12 protein-coding genes are annotated in these 13,978 nt (G+C 44.8%); 4 read left to right on the forward strand and 8 right to left on the reverse strand.

Annotated features, from left to right (window positions below):
* From BKB51_RS09010 to BKB51_RS09025, 4 genes are all read right to left on the reverse strand, one after another.
* Positions 1 to 1,017 (reverse strand): ABC transporter permease subunit, encoded by a 1,017-nt coding sequence (locus tag BKB51_RS09010; RefSeq protein WP_085900750.1) that lies wholly within the window; start codon positions 1,015 to 1,017, stop codon positions 1 to 3.
* A gap of 81 nt (positions 1,018 to 1,098) precedes the next feature.
* Positions 1,099 to 2,655 carry an ABC transporter substrate-binding protein gene (locus BKB51_RS09015; RefSeq protein ID WP_179188001.1) on the reverse strand — a complete coding sequence of 519 codons (1,557 nt, stop codon included), beginning with the start codon at positions 2,653 to 2,655 and terminating at the stop codon, positions 1,099 to 1,101.
* A 619-nt stretch (positions 2,656 to 3,274) separates the two neighbouring features.
* Positions 3,275 to 3,634, reverse strand: a complete 360-nt coding sequence (locus BKB51_RS09020) for a PilZ domain-containing protein (protein ID WP_085900751.1) — start codon at positions 3,632 to 3,634, stop codon at positions 3,275 to 3,277.
* 236 nt (positions 3,635 to 3,870) lie between these two features.
* Positions 3,871 to 4,248, reverse strand: a complete 378-nt coding sequence (locus tag BKB51_RS09025; RefSeq protein WP_085900752.1) for a flagellar basal body rod protein FlgC — start codon at positions 4,246 to 4,248, stop codon at positions 3,871 to 3,873.
* A 275-nt stretch (positions 4,249 to 4,523) separates the two neighbouring features.
* Between BKB51_RS09025 and BKB51_RS09030 the strand changes: the two genes are divergently transcribed.
* Genes BKB51_RS09030 through BKB51_RS09040 form a run of 3 tightly spaced genes read left to right on the forward strand, consistent with a single transcriptional unit; the run spans position 4,524 to position 9,489 of the window.
* Positions 4,524 to 5,132, forward strand: a complete 609-nt coding sequence (locus BKB51_RS09030) for a PadR family transcriptional regulator (protein ID WP_085900753.1) — start codon at positions 4,524 to 4,526, stop codon at positions 5,130 to 5,132.
* Entirely contained in the window at positions 5,129 to 6,286 is a 1,158-nt protein-coding gene (locus tag BKB51_RS09035) for an efflux RND transporter periplasmic adaptor subunit (RefSeq protein WP_085900754.1), read from the forward strand. The genes BKB51_RS09030 and BKB51_RS09035 overlap by 4 nt, the downstream gene beginning before the upstream one ends.
* Positions 6,283 to 9,489, forward strand: coding sequence for an efflux RND transporter permease subunit (locus BKB51_RS09040; protein ID WP_085900755.1), 3,207 nt, complete (start codon positions 6,283 to 6,285; stop codon positions 9,487 to 9,489). The genes BKB51_RS09035 and BKB51_RS09040 overlap by 4 nt, the downstream gene beginning before the upstream one ends.
* A gap of 55 nt (positions 9,490 to 9,544) precedes the next feature.
* On the opposite strand, the gene BKB51_RS09045 is transcribed toward BKB51_RS09040, so the two are convergent.
* From BKB51_RS09045 to BKB51_RS09060, 4 genes are all read right to left on the reverse strand, one after another.
* Positions 9,545 to 10,153 (reverse strand): CDP-alcohol phosphatidyltransferase family protein, encoded by a 609-nt coding sequence (locus BKB51_RS09045; RefSeq protein WP_085900756.1) that lies wholly within the window; start codon positions 10,151 to 10,153, stop codon positions 9,545 to 9,547.
* A gap of 14 nt (positions 10,154 to 10,167) precedes the next feature.
* Entirely contained in the window at positions 10,168 to 10,992 is an 825-nt protein-coding gene (locus BKB51_RS09050; protein WP_085900757.1) for a CDP-alcohol phosphatidyltransferase family protein, read from the reverse strand.
* On the reverse strand, positions 10,993 to 11,691 hold the full coding sequence (locus BKB51_RS09055; protein WP_085900758.1) for a phosphatidylserine decarboxylase: 699 nt from the start codon (positions 11,689 to 11,691) through the stop codon (positions 10,993 to 10,995).
* Positions 11,692 to 11,829: 138 nt separating this feature from the next.
* Positions 11,830 to 13,026: a LysM peptidoglycan-binding domain-containing protein gene (locus BKB51_RS09060; protein ID WP_085900759.1), complete on the reverse strand. Its 1,197-nt coding sequence runs from the start codon at positions 13,024 to 13,026 to the stop codon at positions 11,830 to 11,832.
* A gap of 313 nt (positions 13,027 to 13,339) precedes the next feature.
* Between BKB51_RS09060 and BKB51_RS09065 the strand changes: the two genes are divergently transcribed.
* The gene (locus tag BKB51_RS09065; RefSeq protein ID WP_085900760.1) at positions 13,340 to 13,924 is read left to right on the forward strand and encodes an LOG family protein; all 585 of its coding nucleotides are present in this window, start codon (positions 13,340 to 13,342) and stop codon (positions 13,922 to 13,924) included.
* The last annotated feature ends 54 nt before the right edge of the window (positions 13,925 to 13,978 follow it).

A 13,978-nucleotide genomic window follows, 5' to 3' on the forward strand; every position in this document is an offset into this window, starting at 1 on the left:
TTACCTCCGATGCAGAATTCTTGGATTGATTAGACCATACATGAAGTCAACCAACAGGTTCACCGTCATGACAATCGATGCTATAAGCACAATACCGCCCTGAACCGCGAAATAATCGCGTCGAGAGATAGAATCAATCATCCATTTACCAATTCCAGGCCAAGAGAAAATTGTTTCCGTCAGAATAGCACCAGCCAATAGAACCCCGACCTGCAAGCCGATCACGGTAATAACAGTGATCAATGCATTTCGAAGGGCGTGAACGCCAACAATACGCAATGGCGACAGACCTTTAGCTTTGGCTGTACGCACATAATCTTCGCCCAGAACTTCCAGCATCGCAGACCGTGTTTGACGTGCAATGATCGCCATCGGTATCGTACCCAGAACAATGGTCGGCAAAATAAGATGTGAGACCGCTGACTTAAAGGCCCCCTTTTCATCACTGACAAAGGCATCAATAAGCATGAAACCTGTATCCTGATCAATCCAGAATAATGCTGACAGACGACCTGACACCGGTGTTAATCCCAGCATATCCGGGCTGGAGAACAGAATAATAAGTAAAAGTCCCCACCAGAAAATAGGCATGGAATACCCGGCCAGGGAAATCCCCATCAAGGTATGATCAAAAGCTGATCCACGTTTTACAGCAGCAATGATACCGGCTGGTAGGCCGATCAAAGCAGCAAAGATGATTGCGCACCCAGCGAGCTCAACCGTCGCGGGGAACCGCGTCAGGAACTCTTCGAGAACTGGTGTACGACTGGTAAAGGAGACACCGAAGTCTCCCTGTAGAATTCCCCAAAGGAATGAAAAATACTGTTCCCAAATCGGGCGATCAAATCCGAGATCGGCCATAAGCTGGGCATGCCGTTCTGGCGAAACGCCACGTTCACCGGCAAGGAGCTCGATTGGGTCACCTGGTAACATCCTGATGAAACTGAATGCAATCAGAGTAACACCAAGAAACGTTGGGATAAGAACACCCAACTTTGATATAATAAAGCGTAACATCGCGATCCTGACTTCGCTTATAAGAAAAGCGGGGAAGGTTTACACCCCCCCCGTTTCATATTTAGCTATAAGATTTTTCTCTTATTCTTCTAAATCAACGCCGTAGAATACATGACCACCAAGTGGATCAATACGGAAATCAACAACTTTGTTGCTCATAGCTTTGTGAACAACAGAGTGAGCAACAGTTACCCAAGGAGCTTCTTCTTTGAAGACAGCCTGAGCCTGCTCATAAAGTTGAGTACGTTTTTCCGGGTCAGATACTTTCACAGCTTCCTGGAAAAGATCGTCAAATTCTTTGTGACACCAGCGCGCACGGTTACCACCGGACTTAGCAGATGCACAGTTTAGAAGTGACAGGAAGTTATCCGGATCTGGATAATCCGCAGTCCAACCTAGAAGTACTGTATCGTGATCGCCTTTCTGTGAACGGGAAAGGTACTCACCCCATTCCATGGAAACGATCTCAGCATTGACACCAACATTTGCCCAGTCAGCCTGAATAAGCTCAGCCATACGACGAGCATTCGGGTTGTAAGGACGTTTCACAGGCATAGCCCAGATGTTTGTGCTTAGTTCTGTTACACCAGCTTCAGCCAAGAGAGCTTTCGCTTTTGCAGGATCATAAGGATAATCCTGGATCTCTTCGTTGTAGCCCCAAAGTGTTGGTGGAAGCGGGTTCTTAGCCGCATTACCAGCGCCTTGGAAAACAGCTTTGATGATGGACTCTTTGTTCATGGCATAGTTAAGAGCCTGACGAACACGCTTGTCATCAAATGGTTTTTTCTCAGTATTGAACGCAAGATAACCAACGTTCATGCCTTCCTGGCTATCCACAGTTAGATCTTTGTTTGCTTCGATAGCAGCAAGATCAGCCTGGTTTGGATAAGGAACAAGATGACACTCGCCAGCAGCTAGTTTCTGATACGCAACCTGCGCGTCAGGTGTAATTGCAAATACGAGTTTGTCTAGTGGTGCACGACCTGACCAGTAGTTTTCATTCGCTTGATAGCGGATGAAAGCATCTTTCTGATAAGATACGAACTGGAAAGGACCTGTACCGATTGGCTCTTGGTCAAATTTCTCAGGTGAACCTGCATCCATCATCTGCTGAGCATATTCTGCAGAGTGAATAGAAGCAAAATCGATAGCGATTTTGGAAATGAAAGCAGCATCTGGCTTCTGCAGAGTAAACTTGACAGTTAGATCGTCAACTTTCTCGATTGTTTGCAGAATATCAGGGAAACTTACATATCCAGAGAAATATTCGTAAGTACCACCAGATACTTTGTGATACGGGTGGTCCGCTTTCCACTGACGGTTAAAGCTGAAGAGTACGTCATCAGCATTCAATTCACGTGACGGTGTGAAGTATTTTGTTGTGTGGAACTTTACACCTGGACGTAGTTTAAAGGTGTAAGAAAGACCATCTTCTGAAACTTCCCAGGATTCAGCCAAACCTGGTTGCATGATGGTTGAGCCTCTTTCGAACTCTACAAGGCGATTGTAGATGTTACGAGAGCTGGCATCAAATGAAGTACCTGATGTGTATAGAGCAGGTGTGAAACCTTCCGGGCTACCTTCAGAACAATAGACAAATGTTTTTGCCTCTGCTGTAACAGCACCCATTGTAAGCATACTAGCGAGAGCCGCAGTAGCCAAAAGTCCTCTTTTAATCACGATATCCTCCCAAATGTCGCAAATAAGCGCAGGATGCGCCTCTTTATTATTAATTAGTGTTGTAGTTACCTAATCAAATAAGGATGGTTTTAAGCTATCCATCTGGAGTTGCATAGTCAATTTACAGTTGGTCAGCACAATAAAATTGTATACAAAATCCACACCTTATAAAAGATAAGAATCATACATGAACATTGCAGAATTATGTATTTAAATTCAATTAGATAAAATTATTCCCTTTTTCATTTCAGCACCACTGAAGAAACATTATAAAACACTAAAGCACACAAAAAAGCAATAAAATTTCACAGCTTTTCCCAAAAAGTAATAGCATAAAGCACATGTCCTACCCTTCTAAACAACTCAAAGATGAGAACAATTCAAGATTCGGTCTCCTGAAAATTCAAAAATGAAAACACAAGATAGTCATTAAAGAAGTCAGTTCCCCGATCACTATTGCAGAATTACGCCCGCTTATTCAAAAATGAGACAATAAAAAAGGTGCTCCGAAGTTTAAGCACCTTTGTTGAACTGTTTATGAAGCTGAAATATTATGAGCATTGCCGATGCGGTTCCCCTAAACAAACTCCAGGCATTTTCTGGGGAGAACGCCAGCCATAATGCTCGCTAACTTATCCGGGTTATCATTAAATCGCAGTCCAACAGTTTGGCCTTTGGACCAGACAACTTCTGTCATTAACTGAACGCCGCCAGCAATTTTTAAAACAAATTGTGTGCCAATTGCGAGTGCCTGATCAAACTTCGCCCGGACACCATTGACAGAAATATCAAAAATAACACACTGCTGGTCTGCCCCCTGGTCATCTGCATATTCACCCGACCAAAGTACTGATACCCGTTGGAACCGACGTTTATCATCACTTATCTCGGTCTTATTGGTACGACCACTCTTTGTGTTGTGTTTTTTTACAGACATGGGATTTCAGAGCACTCAATCATCAAACGGAAAAAAAATAAAAATTTCCGTATTTAGTTCATAGAAAACTGGCAACAAATACTAAGAATGAAGAACAAATCTTACTAAATTATAAATAAAATTTGACCGAAACGGCAATCAAAAAACACCTGACTTATTAACGATCTACAATCGTTAGTCTTTTTATGGTTAATTGCTTTAAGACTGATACAGCTTAATAAATTCTCAGTACTACCTTAGTCCTTGATACTATCAAGAAGCGTCTCATCCAGCTCAGAAAAGGTTTTAATTACTGCTACATTTGCCTTGTAAGCAATAGAGGCCAGTTTTTGATCAACCAGTTCTCTCTCTACATTTACGCCGGTAGCAGAAAAAACTTCTGCAAAACCCGCGCTTTGCCCAGGCTCTGACAAAGGGGCATTGGGACCAAGCTGCTGCAAGCTTCCGGAAACACCAGGTGCACGACTAACCGGATCCAGCCTGCTTGGAGCAAAAGGAACACGCTCTGGCAGGCGCGAAGAATCAAGCGATCCCGCGTTAACAATATTATTTGCAGACACAGAAAGACGCTGTGCCTGATATTGTAGTCCCGATAGAGGTATAGAATAGTCCATATACACAAATCCTTTTCTCTATACTACTTCATCTGAAATCCGATTACAATTTCGAGTATTTTAGATAAATCCCACTCAGATCCCTCTAAAGCACTCTTTTTACAGCTCTTCTGTTTCACAGCACATCTATGTCAAAAATAAATAACATATATCAGCTTGATATATGTTGAACTGGAGTATATCTGACCTACATAAGTCAGCGACTCTCTTTAGCTACAAAAGATCGAGTCTTTTTGACCTCTGAAAAGAAAAACAAGTTCAGGTAATTATTCAGTATGGATGTAAGAACACTATGCCTTGCGGTCCTGTATCAAGGGGAAGCAAGTGGATATGAAATCAAGAAAGCGTTTAAAGAAGGAGCCTTCAGCCACTTCCAGGACGCCAGTTTTGGTTCCATCTATCCCGCTCTTGGACGTCTTTCCACAGAGGGCCTCGTGGAGTGTACCCAGATGGCACAGGAAAAAAGACCAGATAAGAAAGTGTATAAACTGACGCAAAGCGGCGAAGACACACTTATTACAAGTCTTTTAGCCCCACCAACACCAGACAGATTTACCTCCGATTTTTTCTTTGTTCTATATTTTGCCGAGCTTCTGCCCTTACCACAGGTCATCAAGCTACTGGATCAAAGAATTTCTTTTTATAAAGAAACCATAGAACGCATGACCCAATGCGACCCGGCATCCTTGCCCACCGGGCGTCGGCTTTGTCACGGTTTAGGTCTAACGGTTTACCAGAACTCACTCACATATTTAGAAGAAAACAAAGAACGTTTCATTACTGAACTCCGGTCTCAACATGAAACACCACGCACTTCGTCTCCCGATACAAAGACCAAAGACATAAATCTCAAGCAGATAGATACTAACAGGCACGCATCATGAAAGTTTCCTATTTACTCGCATTCGTACTCGCCGTCGGAACAGCTGGCTGGGTAATATCTGGACAATTGTCAGATGGCTCTGAAGCAGGTGAGGCAGGAAAGCCAGAGATTAAAAAGCCCCCGGTAAACCTCTCTCGTGAAACCCAAACCCCCTCGGTGCGCGTGCAAACACAAACGGCTGTTCCCTATACGCGCTACCTGACTGTACGGGGCAGAACAGAAGCTTTACGGACCGTGGAAATAAAAAGCGAAGCCAGCGGCAAGATCATTGATCTCGCAATTGACAAAGGCGATACAATTGAAGCGGGTAAGCTCATTGCCAAGCTCGACGTCAATGAGCGTTCTGCCAAAGTACAAGAGTTTAAAGCCCTGAAAGAGCAACGCGCTATTGAATATAAGGCAGCAAAACGCCTTTCGCAAAAAGGCTTTAAAGCTGAAACAAAGCTTGCAGCCAGCAAAGCAGCTCTTGAATCAGCACAAGCTGAATTAAGACGCGCACAAGTTGCCCTCTCGAATACGCTTATCCCTGCCCCCTTTACAGGTGTACTGAACAGTCGCGCTGTTGAAATTGGTGAATATGTTGATGTTGGCGACAAGATCGGCACCATCGTTGATCTGTCGACAATGCTTGTTGTTTCAGACGTAAGTGAAAGGCTGGTTCCCTTCATATCTGTAGGACACACAGCCAAAGTACGTTTAATTACCGGACAAACAGTTGAAGGTAAGGTCAAATATATCGCTTCAATGGCTGATGCAAATACCCGTACCTTCCGTATTGAGGTTGCAGTTCCCAACCCTGATCTGAAAATTTCGGATGGTATTACGGCAGAAACCGTACTTACACTTAACGATATGCAAGCCCATAAAGTGTCCCCCGGAATTCTCACGATTAATGCTAATGGCGCTATCGGGGTGAAGACTTTGGGCGAAAACAACAAGATTGAGTTCAAAGAAGCCAGTATTCTTGAAAACACAACCGACGGCTTGTGGCTTGGTGGTCTGCCGAAAGAGGTAACTTTTGTTGTTATCGGACAAGAGTTGATCAAAGATGGGCAAGAGGTGAAGGCAATTGATGCCGATACCCTTAAAGAATTAAATCCTGAAATACCTTCTGAGCAGACACAAGAAACTGCATCCGGAGCAGCTCAGTCATGACAAATATCATCTCAGGCGCCTTAGGACGGTCACGTACCGTAATACTTGGACTCATCCTTATTCTTATTGCCGGGGCAGTGTCTTACGTCACCATTCCGAAAGAAGATAACCCAGACATCACCATTCCGATCATCTACGTCAGCATGCACCACGAAGGTATTTCGCCTGTTGATGCTGAGCGCCTGTTGCTGAAACCAATGGAAAAAGAGCTTCGCAGTATCGAGGGTGTGAAGGAGATGCGCTCAAGCTCATTTCTGGGTGGTGGAAACGTCGTTATGGAATTCGAGGCTGGCTCCGATATTGACCTCGCATTGACAGATGTCAGGGAAAAAGTCGATATCGCCAAAGCCGAACTGCCTGATGATGCAGATGAACCCACCGTACATGAGGTTAATCTCAGTCTGTTCCCTATTCTTGTAGTTAATCTGTCCGGGGATGTACCTGAAAGAGCTTTGCTTGCCATTGCCAAGGACTTACAAAACAAGTTGGAAGCCATTCCTAATGTACTGGAAGCCAAGTTGGTTGGGGATCGGGATGAATTGATCGAGATTGTCGTCGATCCTCTTATCCTTGAAAGCTACAACCTTGATGCCAACGATATTATCACTGCTGTTGGCAAATCAAACCTTGTTGTTGCCGCCGGATCACTGGATACCGGCCAAGGACGTTTTGCTATTCAGGTTCCCGGTCTGTTTGAAGACACAACAGATATTTTGAATATGCCCGTAAAGGTCAATGGCGATGCCGTTGTCCGGGTAAAAGATATCGGAATTTTGCGTAAAACGTTCAAAGACACAACAGAATATGCCCGCGTAAATAACAAACCCGCTTTGACCATGGAAATATCAAAACGGACGGGTACCAATATTATTGAAACGATCGAGCAGGTACGTGCGGTTGTAAGCCAGCAGCAGGTGCTATGGCCGGATGCAATTGACGTTTCTTACAGCCAGGATCAATCTACTGGCATTCGTACCATGTTACAGGACCTGCAAAATAACGTCTTGTCTGCCATCATCTTGGTGATGATTGTCGTTGTTGCCGCCCTGGGTTTCAGATCTTCCATTCTCGTGGGTATCGCAATACCCGGATCTTTCCTTGCATCTATTATGATCCTGCACGCCGCAGGCTTAACCGTAAACGTTGTTGTTCTCTTTAGCTTGATCCTATCAGTCGGTATGCTCGTGGATGGGGCGATCGTTGTCACTGAGTTTGCCGATAGAAAGATGAGCGAAGGCCTGCACAGAAGAGAAGCTTACAAACAAGCAAGTCTTCGTATGGCATGGCCGATCATAGCCTCTACTGCGACGACACTCGCCGCTTTTGCCCCTCTCATATTCTGGCCCGGCATTATGGGTGAATTTATGAAATTCATGCCTATTACCCTCATTGCAACGCTGAGTGCTTCTTTGGTCATGGCTTTGATTGTAGTTCCAACAATTGGTGGCTTAATCGGCAAAGCTGGTGGTGCTGCTGATAAAAAATCCATGGAAAATTTGGCCGCATCTGAAGCTGGGGACTTAACCGCTGTAACAGGCTTTACCGGTCTTTATATCAAGCTGATGCATCTGGTCTTAAAAATTCCGGGAACTATTGCAACCCTGACTTTTGCGTCTCTTATTGGCGTCATCATGCTTTACAGCAATTTTGGTAAAGGTGTCGAGTTTTTCCCGGACATTGAGCCAGACAATGCCGTTTTGCAGGTACGTGCGCAGGGCAACATGTCGATTGATGAGCGAGACCACCTCGTAAAACAGGTCGAACAAATTGTCCTGGACCTCCAAAATGAAAAGCATGAACTGCATAATATCTATGTCAGCACAAATGCAGAAAGTACGACAAACAAAGATCAGCCTGAAGACGTAATCGGCAACATCCAGATGGAGTTTACCGATTGGTTCAATCGTCGCCCAGCTGATGAAATTCTTGCGGATATTCGCACCAGGACAGCTGTCTTGGGTGGTATTTCTGTTGAGCCCCGAAAAGAAGACAAAGGTCCGTCATCGGGCAAGCCAATTCAAATCGAGATTGCATCCGTTGAACCAAGCCTTGTGTATCCTTGGGCAACAATAGTTGCCAATCATCTAAGAGAAGCAAACGGTTTTGTCGATATTGAAGATGGTTTACCCGTCCCCGGCATTGAATGGCGTATTGACGTTGACCGTGCCCAAGCGGCTAAATTCGGGGCGGACATTGCCCTGATCGGTAGTTACATCCGAATGGTCACCAATGGGATGAAGCTGGGCAGCTACCGCCCAGATGATAGCGATGAAGAAATTGATCTTGTTGTGCGCCTCCCCCGGAACAACCGGAATATTGAGCACTTGGATCAAATCAAAATTCAAACCAATGTTGGCTTGATCCCCATATCCAACTTCATCACGCGTACAGCCGCCCCGAAAGTCGGCGTGATCAACCGCGTAGATGGTCAACGGGTAGCAACAGTAAAATCAGATATCGCACCAGGGATACTCGCGGATGATAAAGTCAAAGAGCTAACAGAATGGATGTTATCTCAGGAACTTGACCCGAGAGTAACGATCCAATTCAAGGGAGAAAACCAAGACCAAAAAGAGTCTCAGGACTTCCTGGTAAAAGCTTTTGGTGTCGCCCTCTTTATGATCGCGATTATCCTTGTTACTCAATTCAACAGTTTTTATAGCGCCTTCCTTATCCTATCCGCTGTAATCATGTCGACCATCGGGGTCTTGATTGGTCTGCTGATTACGGATCAGCCCTTTGGTATTGTTATGTCAGGGATCGGTGTGATTGCGCTGGCGGGTATTGTTGTGAACAACAATATCGTTCTGATTGATACCTTTGATTATGTCTCGACAAAATTCAAAGATCAAAAAGAGGCAATCATTCGTACAGGTGCACAACGCCTAAGGCCGGTGATGCTGACAACAATCACAACCATCCTTGGCTTAATGCCAATGGTTCTGGCAACCAATATTGATCTGATCAACAGAACAATCCAGGTTGGTGCCCCTTCTACCCAATGGTGGACACAGCTTGCCACAGCGATTGCATTTGGCCTTTGCTTTGCGACCATCCTCACACTTGTGATCACCCCCTGCTCTTTGATGGTAAGGGTGAACAGTCGCAATCTTGTAAAGAGGATTAAAGCAAAATTTAAGAAGGATAATGCACCATCTGACCCACCGATATCAGATGATGAAAAGGCTATGCCAGCCGAATAAAATGAATAGCTATTTATCTTAAGAAGAAAGCCGGCACTTATTGCCGGCTTTTTTTCTAATCATCAAAAAGACTTAAGGCTGCGTGTATTCTGAAACTTGTCGTAAGCCAGCACAGACCACCAAAAGTCCATGCCATTAAAGCAAACTTATCCGGCCAAAGACATAGAGCAAGAAAAAGCACAATAGTCTCGGTACCCTCGGTCAAACCTCCAAGGTAGTAAATACTTTTTTTACCGCGTATATCAGTGGATATATTTTTTTTGGCGGCAACAATTGCAAAAGATAAAAAGGACGCCCCTGTCCCCATAAAGGAAAAAATAAGAAAAGCCGCCGCCAGGCTATTTTCTTCAGGCATTGCCAAGGCAAAGCCAAAAACAACTGCAGAATAGAAAATAAAGTCCAGCGTGATATCAAGATACCCCCCCAGATCGGTGATACCCTGTTTTCTTGCAACAGCTCCATCCAAGCCGTCACACAAACGATTAAAAGCAATGGCTGCTATGGCCAAATAATATGATTGGGTGGCGAGTGCGGGAATGACAATCATTCCGCCAATAAACCCTATCCATGTTATTTGATTAGCACCAAGCCCGGAACGCGAAAGAACCTCCCCTACTTTATCAAGGGGAGGATCAATTTTTGCTCTCATCCAGGCATCAAACATAACGTGCCTGAAACTTATTCTTTTTTAGAAGTCGTATCGCCACTTGATGTGTTTGTGTCTTCTGGCTCTTTACCTTCTTGGGCCAGCATCTTCTTGCGTGTTGCCTGATAAGAAAATTGCGCCAGAATGATAGAAACCAAATATCCAACACCAGCAACACTTAGGAACACCCATGGCGTGCTGTATAGGAACATTATGCAAACAGCAAAGCCTAGTAATACAAGACCAACATATCGCCTTGGAATACGAATGCGTTTGGATGAATAGGTCGGAATCGTACTGACAAAAAGTGCGCCCACAGCAACCAAAACCACGCCATTCAAAATAGAAGAACGAAGAATATCGTCGCCCAATTCAAACGACAGAACAACCGGGATAAGCACAAGTCCCGCGCCGCAGGGTGCAGGAATACCAGTGAAAAACTTGGACGCCCACGGTGGCGGATTTTCATCCAGCAAACTGGTATTAAATCGGGCCAACCGCATACCGCAACAAACAGCAAAGAATAGAGATACAGCCCAGGCAAGCCCGCCCGTACCATCCATTGCCCAGAGATAAATAACCAACGAAGGAACAACACCGAAGTTTACAAAGTCGGCAAGTGAATCAAGTTGTGCACCAAACTCACTTGTTCCCTTCATCAAGCGGGCCACAGGACCATCCAAGCCATCAAGGATCATTGCTACAACGATACCGATAACAGCCAGCTTCCAGTTACTTTCAAGCGCCGCACGGATTGCAGATAAACCTGAACAAAGTGCCATCAACGTAATGGCGTTTGGTATCAGACGATTTACAGAAAATCCATGAAGTCGACGACGGCGCTTGAGACCAGACATTTAGCGTACCTCTGTTTCGCGTTGTGCTTCATCGGACAGAAGATCGGCGATCACAGTTTCGCCACCAATCATTTGCTGCCCAACAGAAACAAGAGGAGCAACCCCGTCCGGGAGGTAGATATCGGTACGGCTACCAAAGCGGATAAGACCAAAACGCTCACCAGTTTTTACTTCCTGATCCAACGTCAGATTACAAATAATCCGACGGGCGATCAGGCCTGCGATCTGCACAAAAGCAATCTCTTTGCCATCACTTGTTTCCATTTTGACCGACATCCGCTCGTTCAACTCGGAAGCTTTATCAAGAGCCGCATTTAGAAACGCGCCGTGATGATAAGCCAATTCAGTGATTTTACCCGCTGTAGGAACACGGTTTACGTGAACATCAAAGACACTCAAAAATACGGAAACCCGCATCATAGGCTCTGTTCCCATGTTTAATTCAGCAGGGGGAACAGCGGTCTCAACTGCGCTGACATGCCCATCAGCAGGACTGACAACAAGTCCTTCACGCACAGGTGTTTGTCTTTCCGGATCGCGGAAGAAGTAAGTACAGAATGCTGCAATGATTAGCCCAACAATGGCCAGAGGCTTCCATATCAGAGCAAATCCAACACTCAGCGCAAGAGCGCCACCAACAAAAGGCCAACCAGCTTTATTAATAGGCACTAGAATGTGCTTCAGCACTGCCGTCTCCATTCAATAATTCAACAATTTGTGGCACAAACCTGCACTTAAGACATGCGCCGTATATAACATGTGGGCTGTAATACTGTATTACGAAGACCAATGTAAGGTATTTTCCACAAAACTCTTAATTTTACATCAAACCGTTGCTTAATTATCCTTAGGCAAGACAAAGATTTGCCCGGGATAAATCAGATCCGGGTTTCTGATTTGGTCTTGATTACGATCAAAAATGACCGCATAACGCGCACCTTCACCATAGATAGCACGAGAAATCCGCCACAGACTATTCCCTGGCTGGACAGTTACAACGCGCTCATCAGGTCGGGATTCAACTTTACCAGATCGAGAAAAAGGGATTTCGACACGGGCTATTACTTTTCCTTCACCATCAACCTGATCAATTCTTAACTGGTGAAGACCTTCCTGCACTTTTTTCTCTGCCTCGACAACCCAACGGCCTTCTTCATCAGTTACGCCCTGACCAACAAACTCGTTATTCAAATAGCCAACAACTTTTTGTCCCGGCTGTGATGTGCCCCCAATAACAGTTTGTCCCACATCGTCATAATCCACACTATCCAGCGCCAAGTCTCCATCCTTGATACCTTCATCTTCAACCTTTTCAGGAAGCTGGATCACTTTTGATACGCCTCCCTTTTCCTCGGGAACCAGAACGGCAAGCGCGGATTTATCTCCAACAGGGACATCTACAATTGCGACATCCGAAGATTTTAGTTTAACGCCCTCTTCTTCCTTATTCACCTGCAGGCCGAGTTCATGAGTCCCCGGAGCCAGTGGTGTTTCCAATACGTATGCCCACTGTCCATTCTCATCAGCCTCTACACTTCCCAGTAGCGTTGTGCCATCCACAATACGGACATCACTACCCGCCGGGGCTCTGCCCGCAAGCACAGTATCACCTGTTTTTTCTACCCTGATCACATCAAAAGAAAGAGATGAATCAACAATAACAGCAGCCTTTTGTTCGCCATTGGCGTCTGTCTCTTCAGAAGCCTCTGATTCATTTTCAACAGTTGGTTCTGGAGAGCTTTGACTTTCACTTGAAGCAACAGAAGCAGAAGGATCGACCTCACTAGCTTGCTCTGATTCACTTGACGTTACGGCCTCGCTTGAGGAAGCTTCTGCTTCAGAAGCATCTCCCCCAGTGTCTGGAGTTTTCCCATTAAGCTTTTTTACAACCTTCTTAGGTGCATCTGTCGAAGTGCTTGTATTATCGCTCACAACAGTAGGTTCAGGGTCATCATCCAAGGCATACCAAACCGAGACGCTTCCCCCAATCAGGATGAATGCAGTTACAAGAGAAACAACGAGGGTACGGCTCAAAAATGCCTCCTTAGGGCTTTTATAATAACAACAAAATCTCTACCGCCAAAAGCAGGTGGGAAATAATTCCCGCAGACTAACATTCTTATGACTCTAGGTTAAGTCCTTATGGGAAAAGAACAAGAGTTATGACAAATTTTAGGCGATAAAAATTTCCAAGATTACCAGCATAACTCTGTTTTTCCCTGATCATTGCCATTACTCAAACTAAAGATATAATGAAACCGTCGGCACGTTGGATAGGGATTAAATCTCGCTATCTACGTGCCGTTTTGCAAATTTGCACAAAAATAATAATAAAAGGAATTCAACGATGACTAAAATCAAATCCATTTGTGTTTACTGTGGCTCTTCCAATGCGGTGAGTGAAGAGCATCTGGCAAGCGCGAATCAGCTCGGAAAACTAGCCGCAGAAAACAACATCGAAGTTATCTATGGTGGTGGCCGGGTTGGATCCATGGGTCGTGTAGCCGATGGCGCGTTGGCACATAGCGGAAAGGTAACGGGTATTATACCCGAATATCTGGATAAATTTGAAGTCGGCCATAAAGAAGTGAATGAGCTTATTGTTGTTGGTTCCATGCACACGCGAAAAATGGCGATGTTTGAGCGTTCAGACGCATTCTGCATTCTTCCCGGTGGTCTTGGAACACTGGACGAATTTTTCGAAATCGCGACTTGGAAACAACTGGGCATGCACGACAAACCCATTATCATTATCAATCTTGAAAATTTTTGGACCCCACTTCTAGAGCTGATAAACCATCAAATATCAGCTGGGTACTTAAGGCAAAATCCTGCTGATATATATAGTGTTGTCAACAACATAGACGAAGTTTTCGCGCAAATTCAAAGCATGCCAGAATCCCAAATCAAAGCAGATATCAAACTGCTTTGATATCAATTGTTATACCGAGTTATCTTGCACTGCAGCGAAAGACTGTTATTTTCC

This window comes from Kiloniella majae, assembly GCF_002118315.1.
GTDB classification, from domain to species: Bacteria; Pseudomonadota; Alphaproteobacteria; order Kiloniellales; family Kiloniellaceae; genus Kiloniella; species Kiloniella majae.